The organism is Bacteroides sp. AM07-18 (genome assembly GCF_003602695.1).
Lineage (GTDB): Bacteria > Bacteroidota > Bacteroidia > Bacteroidales > Bacteroidaceae > Bacteroides > Bacteroides uniformis.
This window is the reverse complement of sequence record NZ_QTLM01000005.1, coordinates 1-21,206: the sequence shown is the minus strand read 5'-3', so window position 1 is coordinate 21,206 and position 21,206 is coordinate 1. Positions and strand designations below refer to the sequence as shown.

At 49.6% G+C, this 21,206-nt stretch carries 12 protein-coding genes; 3 read left to right on the top strand and 9 right to left on the bottom strand.

Annotation, left to right across the window (positions count from 1 at the left end; all coding sequences use genetic code 11):
- Nucleotides 1–132: 132 nt before the first annotated feature.
- The gene (locus DW096_RS08820; protein ID WP_009037159.1) at nucleotides 133–2,916 is read right to left on the bottom strand and encodes an ATP-binding protein; all 2,784 of its coding nucleotides are present in this window, start codon (nucleotides 2,914–2,916) and stop codon (nucleotides 133–135) included.
- A 234-nt stretch (nucleotides 2,917–3,150) separates the two neighbouring features.
- On the opposite strand from DW096_RS08820, the gene DW096_RS08815 reads away from it, so the two are divergent.
- Nucleotides 3,151–5,856 carry a TonB-dependent receptor gene (locus DW096_RS08815; protein WP_117963616.1) on the top strand — a complete coding sequence of 902 codons (2,706 nt, stop codon included), beginning with the start codon at nucleotides 3,151–3,153 and terminating at the stop codon, nucleotides 5,854–5,856.
- A gap of 118 nt (nucleotides 5,857–5,974) precedes the next feature.
- Nucleotides 5,975–7,156 (top strand): hypothetical protein, encoded by a 1,182-nt coding sequence (locus DW096_RS08810; RefSeq protein ID WP_118931106.1) that lies wholly within the window; start codon nucleotides 5,975–5,977, stop codon nucleotides 7,154–7,156.
- 121 nt (nucleotides 7,157–7,277) lie between these two features.
- Here the strand turns inward: DW096_RS08810 and DW096_RS08805 are convergent, their stop codons facing one another.
- From DW096_RS08805 to DW096_RS08785, 4 genes are all read right to left on the bottom strand, one after another.
- Complete coding sequence (locus tag DW096_RS08805; RefSeq protein ID WP_005835201.1) at nucleotides 7,278–7,703, bottom strand: hypothetical protein; 426 nt, start codon at nucleotides 7,701–7,703, stop codon at nucleotides 7,278–7,280.
- Between the two features lie 335 nt (nucleotides 7,704–8,038).
- Nucleotides 8,039–9,316, bottom strand: a complete 1,278-nt coding sequence (locus DW096_RS08795; protein WP_009037162.1) for a mechanosensitive ion channel family protein — start codon at nucleotides 9,314–9,316, stop codon at nucleotides 8,039–8,041.
- Between the two features lie 27 nt (nucleotides 9,317–9,343).
- Nucleotides 9,344–10,357, bottom strand: coding sequence for a DUF4435 domain-containing protein (locus DW096_RS08790; protein ID WP_005823997.1), 1,014 nt, complete (start codon nucleotides 10,355–10,357; stop codon nucleotides 9,344–9,346).
- Between the two features lie 11 nt (nucleotides 10,358–10,368).
- Complete coding sequence (locus DW096_RS08785; RefSeq protein ID WP_005823999.1) at nucleotides 10,369–11,199, bottom strand: AAA family ATPase; 831 nt, start codon at nucleotides 11,197–11,199, stop codon at nucleotides 10,369–10,371.
- A gap of 140 nt (nucleotides 11,200–11,339) precedes the next feature.
- Between DW096_RS08785 and DW096_RS08780 the strand changes: the two genes are divergently transcribed.
- Nucleotides 11,340–12,251, top strand: coding sequence for a DMT family transporter (locus DW096_RS08780; RefSeq protein WP_005835197.1), 912 nt, complete (start codon nucleotides 11,340–11,342; stop codon nucleotides 12,249–12,251).
- 16 nt (nucleotides 12,252–12,267) lie between these two features.
- Here DW096_RS08780 and DW096_RS08775 read toward each other — a convergent pair whose 3' ends face one another.
- The 4 genes from DW096_RS08775 to DW096_RS08760 form a co-directional block, all read right to left on the bottom strand.
- Complete coding sequence (locus DW096_RS08775) at nucleotides 12,268–12,852, bottom strand: Crp/Fnr family transcriptional regulator (RefSeq protein WP_005824006.1); 585 nt, start codon at nucleotides 12,850–12,852, stop codon at nucleotides 12,268–12,270.
- A 24-nt stretch (nucleotides 12,853–12,876) separates the two neighbouring features.
- Nucleotides 12,877–13,980 carry a methylmalonyl Co-A mutase-associated GTPase MeaB gene (gene meaB / locus DW096_RS08770; protein WP_117963618.1) on the bottom strand — a complete coding sequence of 368 codons (1,104 nt, stop codon included), beginning with the start codon at nucleotides 13,978–13,980 and terminating at the stop codon, nucleotides 12,877–12,879.
- Nucleotides 13,981–14,029: 49 nt separating this feature from the next.
- Nucleotides 14,030–15,103: a DUF1573 domain-containing protein gene (locus tag DW096_RS08765; RefSeq protein ID WP_005824010.1), complete on the bottom strand. Its 1,074-nt coding sequence runs from the start codon at nucleotides 15,101–15,103 to the stop codon at nucleotides 14,030–14,032.
- Nucleotides 15,104–15,244: 141 nt separating this feature from the next.
- Entirely contained in the window at nucleotides 15,245–21,142 is a 5,898-nt protein-coding gene (locus DW096_RS08760; RefSeq protein ID WP_117963619.1) for an alpha-2-macroglobulin family protein, read from the bottom strand.
- Between the last annotated feature and the right edge of the window lie 64 nt (nucleotides 21,143–21,206).

Here is a 21,206-nt window from a genome sequence, read left to right as displayed (position 1 = left end):
GAGGGTATCATCACTTACCACAAATTACACAGATTGGCACAAATTATCTTTAGAAGTTCTGATAATCAAGAGCTTTGACTTGTGTTAATCTGCATAATTTGTGGTGAGTGTGTATTTTAGCACATTTCCATACTATACAATCGGCAGCACAAACCAAAAGCATGAGCCTTTCCCCGGTTCACTGTCCACACCGATTGTGCCACCCAACTGCTCTATAATGCTCTTGCTGATAGAAAGCCCCAGGCCGGTGCCATGCACAAACGTATTCAGCTTTATAAAACGGTCGAATATCTGAGCCTGCATTTCCGGCTCAATGCCAAGGCCCGTATCGGCCACATAAAAACGCAAATGAGTTTCATCCACCTTATTATATCCTACACGTATACTTCCCGCAGTGGTGAACTTGATGGCATTGTTGACAAAGTTGGCTATGACCTGATTCAAACGGTTACGGTCACTGACAATCCGGCATTCCGGCAGATGACGGTCGAAGAGAACTTCCACACCCGGTTTAGCCTTCATCTTCATGAAGCGCACGATGTCCTCACACAGCATGTTCACGTCCAGCTCTTTTTCCACAAAGTCAAATGTCCCGGCCTCTATCTTGGACAAATCCAGTATGTCGGAAATCAGCTGCAACAGCAGGTCATTGTTTTCTTCAATAATCGCCATATACTGCCTTTTTTCCTCCATGTCCCCGGTCTCTCCCATCAGACTGGAGAAACCGACAATCGCATTCAGGGGCGTACGTATCTCATGGCTCATATTGGCAAGGAAGGCACTCTTCAGACGGTCGGCGGTTTCTGCCTTCTCCTTGGCTTCAATCAGCATAGCCTCCGTCTCCTTCAATTCCGTAATGTCATAGTTGACGCCTATCAGCTCTATTTGTCCGTTCTCCGGTTCAAACAGATTGACAACCACATTGGTACGTACCCAGTTCCATTTTCCCTTTTCGCCCGGACGCTCAATGCGCATCTCTCCCTGGAAATGTTTGGCTTCGCCCACACGGGCCTTACTGAAGAAATCAAGCATCCTCCTGCGGTCACTGGGGTACATCTTGCTGTATATTCCCACGACATCCGCCAATTGGGTATTCTCGTCCTCTCCCATATTCTTATACCATTGCTTGATGGCATAGCCTTTCCGGTCGAGCAGGTTCAGCTTGGCATAACCTACCTTCGCATAATCCGATATAAGCAGGAAGAAATTCTCGAAATCACAGATACGGCTCATGGCATCAATCCGTTCCGTATTGTCGATGTTAATCATGGCATAGCCGGTAAAGTTACCTTTACTGTCATACACCTTGCTCACTTTCGTATAAAGATGTATCACATCCTTCGGCTGTTTGGAAGTGGAGTAATACCCTTCAGTCCGGTCGAAAGCATAATTCAGGCGAAAGTCGACCATATCCTCAGTCTGTATACGTTCTGCCAATTGGGCGGACACATTCGGGTTCTCGAATAAGTTCACTCCAATGACATCCTGTTTGTCACGGACCCCGAATATCTCCATATCCTTATTGTTGATGTCTACCAGGAATCCGTCTTTGTCATAGATTTCCACCCCGGCCGGTATATTGGCAAAGATATTCTTGAACAGTTTTTCGCTATGGTCCAAAGCCAGATGAGTCTGTACCGAGTCTGTCGTATCGAGGAATAACGCCACCACTTCATTCTTTTCCGGAGAGTATATCACCACGTGGCAGTGCTTGTTGGTAAGCTCAAAACACATGTCCATTTCCTTATGTGTCCCGGTGTTCACTATCTCAAGCAGATATTCCAGTCTGGGGGCCGCCTCCCTTGAAAAGGACGAGGCTGTCTTGCCGATAAACGTCGACGCAGGTTTTCCCAGAAAATCGGCAAAGATAGAATTCGCATCTGTCACATAATACCCGTAGGGGTTGTCCTTTTCATCACAGACAATGGACATCCGCACATACCCCAAAGGCATATAGCGGAACAAGTTGCTGAGGAAAGTACGTTCGCGCACAGCCTCATCCTTCGTTTTGCGCAACTCTATGCAAATGCTGATGACATTTGCCAACGAACTAAACCATTGGTAATCCTCGTTAGTCCACATTCGGGTACGGTCCACCAAATCAATGCCCATATATCCCCACACCTGGTCATTGGCAACCAGCGGAGTTACCATCAAGGACTTTATATTCTGTCTCGCCAGAATTTCATATTCGGCGTAAGCGTGCTCCGGCAGTTGCCTCAGCGTTTCCAGCAGAACGGGCTTTTGTGCCATAATCTGTGACGTCCACCACGGCAGGCTGTCAGCCTGAACTCCTTGAAGCATTTCTTTCTCAGGAGCCACTCCCGGAGCCACCACCTCGTATGTGCAGCTCTGGTACCGGCACTTCTCATCATATTGGAATATATAGACACGTCCGCCGCGAAAGAAATCAAGAATATCTTTCAGTATGTCGTAAATGCCCGCACTTATATCCTCGTCTTTCAGGAAGCGGAATAGGGAATGGGATATTGAGGTCTGCCGATAAAGTAAATCGTTCACTCTTTGCAAAGCCTGCTTCGCAGCCTCCTCCTTCGGCATCTCTACGCGCTGCAACACTCCGAAAGCCTTCAATGTACCATCCGGCAAATGCTCCTTATACCCCACGCGCGAGTAGACCCAGACCACTCCTTCAGTAGAATAGATAGGAAACGTCTGTTCATAGACCTCCATATTCTGAATGGCAAGGAACTCCCGGCTGATACGCGTCCGATAGTCTTCGCGTATCATTTTACCGAAATCCTCAAAGCTCAGGTATTCCCCTTCCAAGCCTAACAACTTACAGACATATTCGGAGCAGAGATACTGCCTTGAAGAAAAATCAGCCTCCCACCAACCTATCCGGCCAAGAATGGAAAGGCGCCGGAAACGTTCACTATCGTCACGATGAACAGCCATATATTTATCAATATTGGTTTGAGATACAAAAATAGCCATAAAACTCTAATAAGCAACCATTAGAAACCTTTTTCGTCCCAAGCAGCCTATATATAAGGATAACAAACAATCCGGAAGAATGTGCGGTAACCAAATCGTAATAGATTTGAAAATGAAACGTATGCTCCATGTATCACCGGTGTAATGTCATTGCCTCATCTTTGCAGCGGATTAAAAAACGTACAAAGAAAAGAGATGAGCATGAAATTAGACTTGGGAAAGATTTTCTTCCTTATTTTATTCCTCACACTTTCCGTCATGGCTGCCACGGCGGGAACCGTCAAAGGGACAATCACCGACCGACAAACCAAAGAGCCGCTGACGGGAGCCACCGTGCAAGTAAGCGGAACAGCACAAGGCGCCGTCGCCGATTTGGATGGTAACTATACACTGGAGCTGAAGAACGGGACCTATACCCTCACCGTCCGTTACATCGGCTACAAAGACATGACGATGAACGCCGTAGAGATAAAGGGTGAAACCGTGCTGAACTTCGACATGGAGCCGGACACGCAAACCCTGGGCGAAGTGCAGGTCACCGCCAAGAAGAACCTCGAAGGCGAACGTGCCTTGCAAATGGAACGGCAAAAAGCGACCCTCGCCATCGAGAACCTCGGTTCCAAAGAGATGTCCCTCAAAGGCATCGGCAATGTGGAAGAAGGAGTAAAGAAAATAACGGGTATCTCCATCGCCAGCGCCGGACAACTTATCGTCCGCGGACTGGGCGACCGCTACAGCACCACCACGCTGAACGGTCTGCCTATCGCCTCGCCCAACCCGGACAACAAGCTGGTGCCGCTCGACCTCTTCCCTTCATCCACCGTACAGAACATCACCGTCAGCAAGGTGTATGATGCCGCCGCCTTTGCCGACTACAGTGGTGCGCATATCAACATCAGCACCAAAGAAAACATACCGGAAGATTTCTTCCAACTGAGCCTCAACATGGGCGGGAAGTTCAACACTTTGGGCAAAGACCGCTATCAGATGGACTGCAGCGGCTCGCTCTTGAAGACACCCGGCGTAGACGCGGCCGCCCTCGACATGCCCTTGATGGAGTTTGACAAATACGTGAAGACCCGCAATATCTTCGATACCTCCTTCAGCGCCAGCAAGAAGAGTTCGTTGCCCGAACTGGGCGGAAACCTCGGTTTCGGCAAGAACTTCGGTATGGGCAACCAGACACTCAGCCTGCTTGCCTCCTTCAGCGCCAGCAACGGCTACCAGAACATGGAAGATGCCTTCTACAAGACATTCGAAGCCACCGGCACCGTGCAGGACGACTTCTCCTACGACAGCTTTGCGCAGGAACTGAAGCTCGCCGCCCTCGGCTACCTGGGCTACACCCTGCGCCGAAGCGACCGCATAGGCTACACTTTCTTCTACGCCCGCAATGCCATCGACACCTACCAGCGCCGCGAAGGGACTGACGCAGAAGGGCACGAGCTGACCGGCAGCAACAACATCATGCACATATATACCCTGCAAAACCACCAGCTGAACGGAATCCATAACTTCGGCGAGGGCGACAGGTGGCAACTGACCTGGGGAGGCTCGTACAGCAAGACCGGTAGTGAAGAGCCCGACCGCCGCCAAGTGATGTACGTCAAGGACAACGACGGCAGCCTCAGGCTCTTCAAGCTGAACCGCCAAGAGACTATGCGCTACTTTGGCAGCCTGGACGAAGAAGAGTGGAATGCCAACCTCGCCATGCGCTGGAAGTGGAACGACACCAGCCACCTCAAGCTCGGCTTCAACTACAAGGACAAGAACCGCGACTATAGCGCTACCCGCTTCTACTACAACCTGAACAAACTGAACCCCGTCATCACCGACATCTACAACACCGACGGCTTCCTCAACCAGCAGAACATTGCCGACGGACAAATCGTGGTACAGCGTGTGATGCAGCCCAAAGACAGCTACCGTGCCGGAAACGAAATCTACTCCGCCTACCTGCTGACCGATTTCTATCCCACCGAAGCTCTCTTGGTGAACCTCGGCCTGCGCTACGAAATGAGCAAGCAATGGGTGCGCTACGCCAGCGACGGCGGCGACTGGTACTCCCGTCGGCGCAATTCAGACAAGAACGACCTCTTCCCCGCCCTGAACCTGAAATATGCGGTGAACCCCACCAACAGCATCCGCTTCTCTGCCTCGCGCACCGTCACCCGCCCCTCGTTCATCGAGATGGCACCCTTCCTCTACCAAGAGTCCTACGGTTCGGCACAAATCCGCGGTAACGAAGAGTTGCAGAACGGCTACAACTATAACTTCGACCTGCGTTACGAACGCTTCGGCAAGGACGGCGACATGCTCTCCGTGACCGGCTACTTCAAATACCTCGACAGCCCCATCGAACGCATCCAAGACCTGCAAGGCGGTGCCACGCTGCACAGCTTCAAGAATGCCGACAACGGCATGGCTGCCGGTGTGGAACTGGAGATGCGCAAACGGCTCGTCAAAGACCTGCGCCTGAGTGCCAACATCAGCTACATGTACACCAACGTGAAGCTGCCCCAAGGCGGTGCCTACACCAACAAGGAACGTTCGCTGCAAGGCGCATCGCCCATACTTGCCAATGCCGACCTCACCTACTCGCCACGCTTCGGCGAAGACAGGCAGCTCAACCTCGCCCTGCTCTACAACCTGCAAGGCAGCCGCATCCATGCAGTAGGCGTGTCGGGTCTGGGCGATGTCAGGCAACAGACGCTGCACACGTTGAACTTCAGCGCCGGATATAGCCTGAACAAGCACTTCAACCTGAAGCTGCAAGTGAACGACCTGCTGAACCGCGATGTCATCTTCGAGCAAGATGTACCCACCACGGGGCAGGAGATGGAAGTGGAGCGCTACCGCAAGGGGACGAACTTTGAGGTGGGAATAAGCTACAACCTATAAAGTCCCCTCCCTCCCCTGAAGGGAACGGAGAACACTCTTTGACAAACAAGCAGATTTAAGAGAATCTATCTGAATGACAGACAGATGAATTGAATATAACAACTAAAACAATTGAATTATGAAAGCAATGAAATGGAAATTCCACTCTCTGGCCTTTGTAGCCGGCATGTCTATCCTCACCGCTTGCAGCAGCGACGACAACAACGACAATGGCGGCAACGGCGGCAACGGAAACGGCAATGAAATCGAAAACGGTACGATACTGAAAGGTACCGTCACCTCCGACGTGACCCTGGCTGCCGGAAACACCTACAAGCTGAGCGGCGAATACATCGTAGAAGAAGGTGCCACGCTCCACATAGAGGAAGGCGTGAAGATTATCGCCGTCTACGATGACATCGCAGACTACATCCTCGTGAAGCAGGGCGGTAAAATCAACGCCATAGGCACGCCGGACAAACCCATCGTAATGACCAGCGAAAAAGAAGAGCCGGGCGCATGGGGAGGCATACACATCTGCGGACGCGCCCACACCAATGCCGAAGGCGGCAAGGGAAGTTCTGAAATAGGCGGCGCCGTTTACGGCGGCAACGATGATGCCGACAACTCGGGCACGCTGCAATACATTCGTCTGGAATACACCGGCTTTGCCTTCGATGAAGAGCACGAAGCCAACGGTATCTCTTTCTACGGCGTAGGCAACGGTACCATCGTGGACCACTGCCAAGCCTACAAAGGTTCCGACGACGGCTTTGAGTTCTTCGGCGGCTCGGTAAACGTGAGCAACCTCGTAGCCGTAAGCTGTAGCGACGACTCCTTCGACTGGACCGAAGGCTGGAACGGCAAAGGCACCAACCTCGTGGCTTACCAAGAAGCCGAATCCACACTGGGCTACGACTGCGACTGCCTGATGGAGTGCGACAACAACGGCAGCAACAACGCCGCCACTCCCGTTGCCCACCCCGTATTGAAGAACCTCATCCTCGTCGGCAACGGCGGCAGCAAGCAAGGCATCCGTCTGCGTGCCGGCACGGAAGTGGAAATAGACAACGCCAAGGTCTGCGGCAAAGGCCAACCCCTGACCGTGGAAACCGCCCTTACCGAAAACGCCCTGAAGAACGGCACTTCCAAGCTGACCAACATCACCCTCACCGCCGAGCTGAGCTGCAAAGAAGGCATCTACACCCATGCCGACTTTATCGCCGTGACAAGCAACAAGGTGGACGCCAACCTGAGCTATAGTTCTTTCGAGGACATCAAGAAAGAATGCAGCTGGATGAACGGAAACTGGGTGAAGTAAAAAAAAAGAAGCACTCACAAGACTATAAAGAAACACACAACTTCTTCAACAGCGTACCCCTCGAATGCCTTCCGGCTTCAAGGGGTACGCGCTGTTTCAAGAAAGAAACTAAAAGTACCGTTTACTTCTTCTTCAGCTCCTTCTTCAATTCCTGAACCTGAAAGCTGAACAAGTCCAGATGACGGCAAACGCGCTGCATGAAACTGCCTGCCGCCCTGAAGCAGATACGCGAAATGCGCACTTTATCTGCCGTACAGTCCTCTATCCGTTCCACCGGTTCGCTGGTGATGGAGGGAAAAAAGTTTCCAAGTCCCTTGATGTTCACCGTGCGTCCACTGGCCAGATAGTCCGCTATAATATCCGGCAGTTGCACCAGCACGGACTGGGCATCGCCCACCTGCAGGGAGCTGACAAAAGCCAGCCTCTTGGCCAGTTCGTCATTGCTCACCGGTTCCGGCTGAAGCACTTTTGACGCCGCGTAGTAGCGCACCACTTCCTTGTCTCCACTCTTGTCCACCTTCTTGCGGACCACATAATTCATTGACATACCAATCTTTCTTTATAATTAGGTTCGTAAAAAACGAAAGATATTCCCGCCCGACGCGAGGCACACCTACAACTTGCATACACAAAGCCTATACCTTACGGTAAAGACTCCGTGACCGAATACCTTTCACTATATGACTGAATACCTAAAACACCCGGATGTATTGCCCCAAAACATGGGGATGTTTTCACCCAAAACACCCGGATGTAATACCCCAAAACATGGGGATGTTTTGGGAGAAAAGATGGGGATGTTCTGACCTTTCAGTATAGGGTTCAAAGGTAATGACTCCCTATGAGAAATACAATAGATATAGGCCTTTTTGATGGTCGGAATCAAGCTCCTTTTTCTTCGGAAGCAGCAGGCAGTACCCGCTGGAAATCTCTGCCGGACGGAGACTGGAATACCTGCAAATCGAATTCGGGGATGATTGCCAGCACATGGTCGAACACATCCGCCTGCACCCCTTCATAGGGCACCCAATCCTTCAGCGCACAGAAGAAATAAAGTTCTATCGGGATACCGCGGTCGGTAGGCTGGAGTTGGCGCACCATGCAGGTCAGTTCCTGATTTACGTCGGGAAGACTTTTCAAATAAGCCGTCAGATACGCCCGGAACACCCCCAGATTGGTCTGGCGGCGTCCGTTGACGAGGATGGAGTTATCGATGCCGTTTTCCACATTGTACTTTTCAATCACTTCCTCCGTCTGCTCCACATAATCTTTCAGTAGCTGTATCTTGCGATATTTTGCCAGCATCTCCGGGGTGCAGAAACGGACGCTGGTCATGTCGATATTGATACTGCGCTTCACTCGCCGCCCACCGCTCTCGCGCATGCCGCGCCAGTTCTGGAAGGAGTCGCTGACAAGCAGGTAAGGAGGGATGGTGGTAATGGTATTGTCCCAGTTGCGCACTTTTACGGTGTTCAACGTTACCTCTATCACCGTACCGTTGGCACCGTACTTGGGCATCTCAATCCAGTCGCCCACCTTCAGCATGTCGTTGGCCGAAAGCTGCACACCGGAGACAAAGCCCATAATGGAATCCTTGAATACCAGCATCAGGATGGCTGCCGAAGCACCCAATCCGGCAAGCAGCGAAAGCGGGTCGCGGCCTATCAGTTCGCCCACGACCACAATGCCGCCCACCAGCCATAGGATGACTTGCATAGTTTGCAACATCCCCTTTAAAGGGCGGTCACGAAATTGCTCCTTCTCACTGTATACACTGTAAACAGCCTTCAGGAACGAGTTGACGAAACTCAGGAAAGTAATGATGATGTAAATAAGGCAGATACGCCGGATAAAATCCATTGCCGATGAACCGACTTCGACAAATGCCAATGGAACAAACAGATAGATGATAACGGGAGCCACCATGCGGCTGAGGTGCACCATCACTTTACGGTCGAATACGATGTCGTCCCACGTAGCCTTGGTCTTCTTCACCAGTTGTGCCACTACCTTCAGCAGGATTTTCCGGCATAGGGCATCCGCCAGGAAAGCAACGGCAAGTATCAGTGCGAAGGCAATGAATTGGTCGAGCATATCAGCCCGGGAAGGGGATATGCCCCACCCGATTAAAAGGTCGTCTATCTTCTTCAATATCTCCATAATCGTATGTTTATCATAACGGCAATCTTATCTACGCGACTGTTCCTCCCGCTCGAGGAACTCCATAATGTCTTCTTTCAACCACTGATAAAGATAAAGGTTCTTGTAGCCGCTGTTTTTTTTCAGCATCACGGATACATTGACCTGACTGTTCTCATACCCCGTCAGTTCGTTGCGGAACTGTTCGTTATGCTCTGCCAGGCGCTTTATCTCCTGCTCGCGTTCACGACGCAGCACCGTACATACCGGGATAAGAATTTTCAGCACTACACAATCCATGATATGGTGTCCTTGGATATAAAGATAGGTATTGTCCGGAGTCAGTCCCAAACGTTCCAACTCCGTGCCCAGCTGCTCCACCCGGTCGATGTAGCGGGGGAAACGGGCTTGCAGTTCGGACAGCTTTGCCGACACCGTCTTTTGCATCTCGTCCAGACTACGGTAAGGATGACGCAGGTTTATCTCTTGCAAACGCACGCAGGCGTTGAAGTCGTACATCGGGAAAGTGTGTGTGTCGTGCTGGCGGTAGAACCAGACATTCCACAGAAACAGCGGATAGGCAATCTGAGAATAACGCTTCAGAAAAGCGGGGAAGTCCAGGATATGCCGGTCGTTCAGCGTGGCCTGCACACAGACTTCATGCAGACTGTCGGCAAAGCAGTGGAAGTTCTCGATGGCATAGCCATAAGTCTGGAAGATATAGGGATTCTTGTTTATCTTATGCGACACCTTGGTGGCACCTTGCAGCAGGAAGTCGTAGTCGCTGTCTACACAAGCTATCAGGCTGCGGCCCAGCTCCGATGTGTTCAACGTATTCATCAGCACCATCTTCTTGCCCTTTGCCAGGGAGGTGGCAGACGGAAGCATCACCTGGAAATAACGCTCCTCATTCTCGAACTCGGACAGCAGCGTCCGCCAGAAAGCGATGTCGTCATAGCTCTCCACATACGCCACTATGCGCCTGCGTGCTCTCTTGGGAGACAACTTGCGGGCGGCATCCAGATAGGCGGAAGTAAGGTTATGTTTTAAAGAAGTGGACACTTGGGTAGGGATTAAGGATTAGGGATTAGGGAGGAGATTTCGCTGACTTCGGTGACGGCATCCAGCCAGCCTTCCATGATGACGGCGGGCGAATGGGTGGTGAGGATAAGCTGCACATTGGGATTCAGGCTGCGTATCATGCCGATGAGCTTCTGCTGCCATTCGATGTGCAGGGAGGCTTCCGGCTCGTCCATGAAGAGTACGCAGTGGTCATCGTCACGCACCAGCACGGTCAGCAGGATGACCAGCATCTGCTTCTCGCCCGAAGACAGTTTGTAGGGCAGCAGGCGCTCGCCGTTCTGATAGAAAACGATGTCGTTGCTTTTGCGGTCTATCGTCTTATGGGTATAGCTGAAAAGCTCGTCAATCATATCCTGGAACTTCCGCTTGGGGAGGGAAAGGGAGGGAGCCAGGCTGCGCTGCTCTTCGTCACCGCTGAGCAGCTCTATCATCTTGTTGCCGATGTTCACCTGGTAGTCCAGATAACGGCGCTGGAGCAGATAGAGCTGCCAGTCCAGTTCCGACTTCACGTTGGCATCGGCCATGCGTGCCGTAAAGTCGCCCATGATAAGGGGGCGGTCGTAGCTGCGGATTACATCATAGGGGATAAAGGTGGCTGCGGGGTTGTCGAAGTAGACGTGTACGCCGTTCTTCTCGTCACTCTTCACTTCACCCGATGTCTGTTCCAGATAGTTGACCGAACGGTTCAGGATAGTGGTCTTCCCCACTCCGTTGATGCCGGAAAGTATATTGACGTCAGGACGCAGGTCCCAGGCAATATCGTACCGATGCCACAATCCGTGTATTTCGATACGCTTGATGTAATTGGCTTGTACTTCCATGGTTTCTTGCTTTTAATTAGAAGCAAATATACACGATAATCTCTTATTTCTACGCCCATGAACCAGAAAAATCATATAATGAAAGATTTTCTCTTTTCAGAAAATAGTTGTTCTTTTGCACCCGCAAAGAACAAAAGAGTATGGACAAGAACATTCAAGGGCATCTGTTCGCCCTTACCGCAAATATCTTATGGGGGCTGATGGCACCTATCGGCAAGTCGGCCTTAGCGGAGTTTTCCGCGTTGTCAGTAACCACATTCCGCATGGTAGGCGCAGCCGCCTGCTTCTGGCTCCTCTCCTTGTTCTGCAAACGCGAGCAGGTGGACCACCGGGACATGCTGAAGATATTCTTCGCCGCACTCTTCGCGCTGGTATTCAATCAGGGTGTCTATATCTTCGGACTCTCCATGACTTCGCCCATAGACGCCTCCATCGTTACAACCACGCTGCCCATCGTCACCATGATAGTGGCTGCAATCTATCTGAAAGAGCCGGTCACCAACAAGAAAGTGCTGGGCATCTTTGTAGGGGCTATGGGCGCATTCATACTCATCATGAGCAGCCAGACCACCGGTGCCGGCAATGGCAGCCTCATCGGAGACCTTCTCTGCCTGCTCGCCCAAATCAGCTTCTCCATTTATCTGACCGTATTCAAGGGGTTGTCGCAAAAATACTCTCCCATCACCCTGAACAAATGGATGTTTGTCTATGCCTCCATGTGCTACATCCCGTTCTCTTACCACGACGTGGCTGCCATACAGTGGAGCGAAATATCTACAGCCGCCCTGCTGCAAGCGGGATATGTGGTTGTGGGAGGAAGCTTCCTTGCCTATATCTTCATAATGAGTGCGCAGAGGCTGTTGCGCCCCACTGTGGTGAGCATGTACAACTACATGCAGCCCATCGTGGCCTCAACCGTTGCCATCATCTTAGGATTGGGAGTGTTCAATTTGGAAAAGGGAATAGCCATAGCCTTGGTATTCCTGGGAGTGTACATCGTGACACAAAGCAAGTCACGCAAGGATTTCGAGAAAGAAGGGAAAGCCGTATAAAACAGCCGTTCCACCGTCACAGTACTCCGGCACGTACCCGGCTCAGGGACTCGGGAGTCATTAACAGATAAGATGCTATGTGGTTGACTGAGGCACGCCGGGCTATCTCCGGATAATCCCTGACGAAGCGCGCATACCGCTCGCGTGAGGTTTCGAAACGCCAAGAGTCTGCTTTATATTGGGAAAGCATTAAAGACCCCTCCAATAAATGGCGAAGCAGACGGGCTATATGCAGATAACGCTCAGAGAGTTCGACCAGTCCTGCATACGAAATGCTCCAGATGACGCCTTCCTCCAAGGATTCCAGCTGAAGGCAATTACGGCGTCCGGTGAAAAGGCTGACGATACACATAGCGCCGTCACCGTCGCAGGCAAAGTTCTCTGTAATGTCCCGGCCTTCTTTGAAATAGAACTGGCGAAGCAGTCCTTTCTCTACGAAAACAATATCCCTGGCTATATCTTTCTCACTAATCAACAGTTCTCCTTTGTGCACCTCACGGCGTACAAACAAACCGGCAATGAGCTCCAGCTCCTCAGAAGGGAGTTCATGAAGGCGGCGGGTAAACCGCCGCGCCACTTCCATGTTGTTTTCCTTAGTCATCGATATAGGGAAAGGGATATGCCCTTATTTCTTCAGTTCTGCAAAATAGGTGTCCAGCAAGTTCTTGGCAGCCACAAAAGAAGTCAAGTTACCTTGCAGCACTTGGTTTTCCTTACCAGTCAGCATCGCTTCAATCTGCGGATTGTGGTAAAAGCTGTCGCGCAGCTGTTCGTTAATGGTCTCGTACATCCAGTATTTGCTTTGCTCATTGCGGCGGTATTCAAAATAGCCGTTATCTTTCACAAAGTCAATGTATTTGTAGACCATATCCCACACTTCTTTTACACCAAGATTATAGAAACCGGAATAAGTCAGCACTTGGGGTGTCCAACCGCTCTCCGGAGCCGGGAAGAGGTGCAGCGCATTACGGAACTGCGTTGCTGCCAGTCTGGCCCGCTCCAGATTGTCGCCATCAGCCTTATTAATAATAATGCCATCGGCCATTTCCATGATGCCGCGTTTGATGCCTTGCAACTCATCGCCCGTACCCGCCAGCTGTATCAGCAGGAAGAAGTCTACCATAGAATGTACGGCAGTCTCACTCTGCCCCACCCCTACCGTCTCTACAAATATCTTGTCGAAACCGGCAGCCTCACAAAGCACAATCGTTTCACGCGTCTTGCGTGCCACGCCACCCAGCGAACCGGCAGAGGGACTGGGACGTATAAAGGACTTGGGATGAACGGAGAGCTTCTCCATACGCGTCTTATCACCGAGAATACTGCCTTTGCTGCGTTCGCTGCTCGGGTCAATGGCAAGAACGGCCAACTTGCCGCCGTGTTCCTCCAGTACATGCAAGCCAAATACATCAATAGAGGTACTTTTACCGGCACCGGGCACACCACTGATACCCACACGGACGGAGTTGCCCGAATAGGGCAAACACTTCTCTATCACCTCCTGCGCCACAGCCTGGTGCTCCGGTTTCACACTTTCCACCAGTGTTACAGCCTGGCTGAGTACCGTAACATCACCTTTCACTATACCCTCCACATAGTCTGATACGGAAAGCTCGCGTTTCTTCCGCCTGGGACGGTTCTTCAAGTAAGGATTGACCGATGAAGGTTGCTCAATGCCTGCATTGACAACCAAGCCTTTATATGCTTCATTATTTTCGGGATGTTCCATGGCTATTTGTGAGTTATAAGTTATGAGTTATGAAGGACTTTACGACTTCTTATTGTTTTGCTTTAATGTTGATTTCAACTTTCGGCTGCATCGGGTCATTGGTAATCATCAGCAGACGCAGATGACGGCGCTTCTTGCCTATATTCTTCTTCACTACCGTTACCCGCAGGCGAGTGCTTTCACCGGGTTGCAATACACTCTTCTTGAGGTTAACTCCCACTGCCGGGTGGAATACCTGGAGCTTGTTTATCTGTAAAGGAGAACGCCCGGTATTGGTAATGGTAATATCCTGACGTGCTTTTGACTTCTTTGCCAATATCGCACTCATATCAACTTCTTTGGTAGAAAGGCTGATGGCAGGAGCATTTGCCTTCTCCACTTCCGTCATTCCGGAGAAATCCGGTAAAAGAATGGCAGAAACGGGAATCTCGTTTTCATCGCCCACCTTGTCACCGGAGAAGCGAGAAAGATAGACCGACGTTTGAGTCAGTCCGAGGCCAGTCAGTCTTTCCGAATTCAATGTAAGTGTAATCACTCCTTTTTCTCCCTTTTGCAAGACATTGGGCTCTACTTTTGTCTGCAAATAAGGAGGCAGATGCATCAGTACCGGTTCATAAGGACGGTCGGAAAGATTGACCACGCCGATATGAATCACCGGCTGCTCACCATGCTGAATATCGGGAAAGTCGAGGCTGTTCTTGTCAATACGTATCTGACCGATAAGATAGGGATGCGTCTTGGTAAAGTCCTTGATTTCCTGTACTACTTCACCATTGAACTTCAAATAGACCAGATTGGGTTGCGCATTGCTGTAAATAGCCACGGATTTCTGGAAATGTCCCAATGCCTTGGCATCAAAAGTCACATTCACCGTTCCTTTTGCCCCCGGTGCAATAGGCGTTTTTGTCCACTGGGCCACGGAGCAGGCACAATCCGGCTCCACTTCTGTAAGCACTAAAGGCTGGTCACCCGTATTGGTGATGGTATATTGCACAGTCACGGGATGCTTCCATTCTATCTGGCCGAAACTGTACATCTCTGTATTCGAGGTAAAACGAGCTTGCGCTACAGCAGTCAATACCACACTTGCAAGCACATATAAAGTTATCAATATCCGCTTCATCTATTTTTCTTAATATCAAGATTTCCTAATTCTGCCACTCTCATTCAATATTAGTCGGACAAAAATAGGTGTTTTTAGCGAGAGTACCTAAAATAGCGGAGCGCAATTTGTACAAATTGCGCTCCGCTCCATACTCTATTGTTACTTTATTACAATTATCCCTCCCGCCGAATGCGAAGCATACTCCGGAGCATACGCACACTGTATCGTGGCCAGCCCCGTTTCGTATGTTCCGCCACGGGCTATGCGATAACTGTGCTCTAAGACATAAACGCCTTTGCCCAAATGGTCGAAGAAGAAATTGGTTGCGGCATCTTCCACTTCTGCATAATAACCAAGGCCGTTACTCCAACGATAACCGGAAAGCGAGCCTATAGGTTCAAAGCAGGCACCCCGCTGGTCTTTCAACTGAACAAAATCCATAGTACGGTCCAAGCGGATAGTCAAACGGGCCACTATTTTATCACCGACGGATAATACGGTCCCTTCCGTAACCGGTTGCAAGGACTTGCTACCACCGGCCGATATACGCTCTACATAAAGTTTCTTCTCTACATTCAATTCCCCCCCCTGCTGCTTTACATCAGATATGGGTGACAGATACTGGGCATAAACAGCTCCCCAGGCAATGCCTGCATCCCGTTTCTCTACGGTGACGGTTTTAGCTTTCAGCTCCGGACTTCCTTGAGCGAAGGTTTCCTTGACATAACCCAAACCCGGGATTATGGTCTTTGTAGGCGACAATGTTTCCAAAACTTTGTTACCTAACGTGATACGTACGTCTCCCCGACTTTCCAGCAGATTAGTACCTTGACAAAGCAATGCATAAACAGCATCAGCCGTTGCAACCGGAGAATTCCAACTGGTAGTCTGCTTCTGTTTCAGCAGCCAGAGTTTCATTTCCTCCACCAAAGCATCGTTGCCACCTGCCATACGCAGGGCTTCCATTACTTCCACATGGGCAGGGATGGGCAGCATACCCCAGTTATACGGATTTGCTTGGAAAGCAAAGTATGCACCCAGTTCATCCGTCTGTACCAGATGTTCCTTGAGGGAAGCGATGAATTCATTCGCCTCGGCTGTACGCCCTACTGCTTTCAGGATGATGGCAGACTGCGCCTTGCTGCTCATGGTTCCATCTTTAAGATTGGCACCTACTTTTGATAGGAAATAGCGGTAAGCCGCTTGATTGTCTGCCGGCACTTGTTCGCCGCTAAGGGCTATCAGATACAGATATGTCATTGCCGATTCGGAGTTGGCAGTAATTCTGGCGCCATTTTTTTCGGCTTTACGGATATTGCGATACTCTTCCAAAGCCTGCCGATTCAAATAGCCGAAAGCTTTCTGCCGCATGGCGGCAACTTCTTCAGGCTGTTCATTTTTCGTCAGCAGAGGAAGACGAACAAGTAATTCTGTAATATAGCCAGTTATATAGCGGCTACCGGACATTCCCTTATACCAGCTCCATCCACCGTCTTCACCCTGCAATTCTTTCAATTTGGTAAAAGCGGAAAGATTGCGGTTATTCAGTTGGTTGATATCAAACAGCGTGGCAATACGTGCCTGCTGTTCGGCTTCAGTAGTAGCTTCCAGTACCCACGGAGACTCGCTGAGCAGGATATTCTTCACATCCTGATTCTTCTCCAACTGGCTGAGGAAGGTTTCTTTCGTGCCACCGGCAGCCTTCCAACTGTCAAATACAGTCTTAATGCGGGGCTGGCTGTTGGCAATGAAGCCTGCCAGACTATTGGCATACCAAGCTGTAGCCCAAGAAATGGCATTATCATTGGCAGGCAGGCTCAATGCCGGCAACGCTTGTACAGCATACCAAGCCGGATTCCCGGTAAATTCTACAGTCAGACGACGGTCTGTCGCTGTACGGCTATTACGGTTGAAAAGGCTGTCTAATGAGAACGTACGGGTCTCCTCGCCACGGATAGGCATAGCAAGCGTTTCCGTAATATACTCCTTATTACTTAATACGGGCAACAGATGCTGCTCGCCATCGCTAAACGTACCTCCATCGGCAACCATACGAATACCAAGCAAATCATAGCGGTCGGACACTTCGAAATGGAAGTTGACAGCAGTATTTCTTCCTGCTTCTACCAAGAATTTCTGACGTTGAGTAGCAATAACTTTCTCCGTCATAGGGTCGAACAGTGTGAATACTGCTGTTCCTTTCACCGCTTTACCCGTCAGATTGGCTATTGTTCCGGCTATCTGTGTTTTATCTCCAACGCGGACAAACCGAGGCATATTCGGAGTCAGCATAAACTCCTTGGCAGTTACAACGGAAGCATCCAATATCCCAGTCAGCATATCCTTAGTATGTGAGTAACCACGGAAATTCCAACGAGTCAAGCTCTGCGGCATCGTAAAAGAAAACGCAAGCTCCCCTTGTTCGTTTGTACGAAGTTGAGGATAAAAAAAGGCTGTTTCGGCAAAGTTGGTGCGAAGCCCCTCAATAGGTTGCAAGGTCTCGCCAACCGGTATCGTTTCCGATTCAAAAACAACATCTTCCACCGCGTCTTCCGCTACTTGTGCAGGAACATATTTCACTTCAACGGCATTCCCGGATTCTGCTTTGGAAGCAAGCATCGGCTGGTTGGCACCACGTATTCTAAGATTACCGGTCAAAGAGCTATTCCGGGTAGTCCCATACCCCACAACACTTACTTCTTCCAAAAGCGCATTGTCTTCTACCATCACTATCCGCATCCTTCCATCCATATAAGGAGAACAGAAGTAGTCAAACGACCACACCGGAACCCTCCAAGCCTTCAACGGGAAATAAACGGAGAAGTAATTGCTATTATAACGGCTCGCACCACGGAATGCCCCATACAGATTATCCGGATAGAAAACCCGTAGTATCTGGTTACTCTTATAAATCTTATCCAGTGAAGCGTCGTACATCGTAGCCAACATCTCAGCCGCAGCAGGCATACCTTGAGGCGTCTTTATGACGAGCTTCCACTCTTCTTCCTGTCCGGGACGCAAACGGTCACGGAACACTTCCCATTTCATGTCGAGAGCACGTTCCGGCTCCCGCTTCTTCAGTTCAACCTGATGACTGTACATCTCGCCAGCTTTCACAAAACTGAAAAGAATGGTGATTCCCTTGCCATATGCTTCCTTATAAGGGAATTCCATACGAATAATAGTATCATTCAACTGCAACACACGGCTTTCAATGCGTTTTCTGTCACAAAAGACATCCATCAGCACATATGCATCCCGATAAGAAGTCCCCAAAAGAAAAGCGGCAGGGTACTGTACATCAAATTCCTCATTTTCTTTATAATAAAAGAAATCTGTAAACGCAGCCGGACGCTTGTCACTCTTTGAAAAGAGCATGAAACTGTCACTGCCATATGCCCCATTATTCTCTTCACGTCCCAAACTATCACGTACAGAAAGTTTCAAGCGATAGTTACCTGAAGGAAGCTTGTTCCAAGCCGAAAAATCCTGGAGCCGATTGGCTGTGAAGGTACCCTCCAATACAACATCATCCAAGGGTTCAGAACCTGCAATATTCCTTGCCCCATTTTGTTCTGCAAATGGATAAAGGCAATAGGAACCTTCAATGTGCTGAGGAATATTCATTACATTATTCACTCCAAAAGTGAAAAGCATACTGTCTTCCTTACAAACATATTGAGGCAAGCGAATATCAAAGGAATAAGCTTTAGGACCTGCCAACAAGTTATACGAAGCGGATTGCGTTTCACCGGCCTCATCCGTCACCACCGCCTCCACATGATAAGTATACACACTCCCATACCCGTCTGTATCTACAGCCGGAGCTTCCAAAGTCAAGGGTATGGAAAAATCCCCGTTGGTATCCAATTGTATGGTGTCAGACAATAATGGTTTATCAGCATTGCTCCAATAACCAGGTCTCGGATTCCGGCGAGTCACCGTATATGCCAATGGCACATCCTGCACCATCATGCCATTGAAGGCCTTGACATTTCCTTTCAACACAACCTTGTCACCCAGCCGATAAGCTTCCGAAACCGGAGTGAAGGCAATCTCGAACGTAGGTCGCTTGTACTCCTCTACCCTAAAAGTGACGGTAGATTGAGGCTCTTTGGTTCGTATGCTGAACATGCCATTCAGGCAAGCTGCCGGAAGTACAAACTCCGTAGCAAAAGAGCCGAAATCATTGGTCCGCCCCTTCCTGGTGGCAAGTTCCTTGCGGTTGGCATCCAACAAGACAAGCTCATAATCAACTCCTTGTAGTACCTGGGCGCTATCACTATTCTGCTTGTAAGCTATCCCTTTTACATGAACGGTCTGCCCGGGACGATAAAGCGAACGGTCTGTCAGCAATGCCATCTGCCTCCAATCTGTATCCTTAATACCGTAATAAGGATGATTCATATAAACGTTCTGCGGCATCATGGCTGTGTCTCTGCCTTTACGCGCCACATAACTTCGGATTTCACTCTGCCAGGGTAATACAGCTTTCCCCCCGGCATCAGTCAGTACCTCTGCCATCGCTTTTCTATTCTTCTCATCATAAGAAGAGTAGAAACTCACCTTGGCACCAGCAATCGGCTGTCCACTACGGGCATCCAATGTAGCCACTTCCATACGGTTGTCACCCAAATCCAATGTCAGCACCTTGAAGCGGGTAGATACCAGAAATTTATCATCTGTACGGGCCGTTTCAGTATCAGGTACTATTTGAAGAATATAGACTCCCGTTTCCCGAGGAATCATGAACTTAAATACAGTGTCCGAGGCAAGATAAGGGACATCTTCAGGCAATTTATCCTTGCCTGGCAACGGCTTTAAGCCAAAATGCGTGGAAGAAAACTTCCGGGCATACTTTCTATAAGTATCTTTATTTATACCATGGTCCATCCAAGGTACTTCACTTAAAGTAGTGGTATATAAGTTGAGAGTGAAGCCCTCGACATTACGATAATGCAGCCTCATATTCACCGAATCGCCGGGATAACCGCTTTCATTCATAGTCAGAATGAGTTCAGGCTGTAAAATCTGTTCACGGATATTTTTCAACTCATTGATACGCTTATACGCAGGATAGCGCTTCAAGCCTTCTTCACAGACTTTTAGAGCCTCATCAGCGCGTTTCGGTTCCAAACGGCGCAGGTGGTTGGCTTTATGAATGTAAACCTCGGCACAAACCTCTCGTGAACCGTATTCCTTTATCAATTTATCCAAAACCTCAAGATATTCCCGATTAGCCTTTTCCTGACGCATTCGGAAAGTAGGATAAGGCTGCTGGCTGATACCACCGGTCAACTTCCAGTTCCAATAATCAAGAGAACAGAGCAACATAGCATCTTCCGAACCGGCACGATGGCGATAAGCATTCATCATATCCAGATAAATCCTTTCGATACGGGTCTGTACCAAAGAATCCACGCTGAAACCATCCAGCTGCCGATAAGCATCAACAGCACGGCTTACCAATAGATGGTACATATCGTGCCCATAGAACCGGCTACCGTCTTCCAACACCACAAAAGGCACATATTGTTCTGCAGATGTATTGAGCAAGCGGATGGAATCCTGCAAGGATGCACGGTTACACCTATCTATTTTATCCACAAACTGGCTGATACTCCACTCACGGATATCTTCTGGAACCTCGTCAACAGTCAGTAAAGTACGTGACAGCAAGACACGGCGATTCTTCCGCATCAAGTCAGCATATTCATATGCCAACAAAGAATGTAGAATAGCCTTGTTCACCGGATTCCTCTCCGATTGTGCCCAAGATTCCATATATTTCAGACTGGAGTAAAGGCTGTCCGGAGTCAGCCCCTCTTGATAAGTCTCCCTACAAATGTAGGCTTTCAACATTTGCGGAGCATTCTGCTCTTGCCGACCTTTCCGATAGATTTCATCAGCCAGTTTTATCACTGTTTGAGGCAGGCTTTTCTTTTGAGCCTGCTCCACCTGCTTCCACAACTTATCGTACGTCTGCGCATACAATGCCGAAGCCCCAAATGTAACCAGCAGCAACAATATGCTACAAATTCTTTGAATTACTCTCATAATTATTCGTTTGTTAGTCTTTGTCATTAGTGTCCACTAAAAAATCATAGTCGTTCTTTGAAAT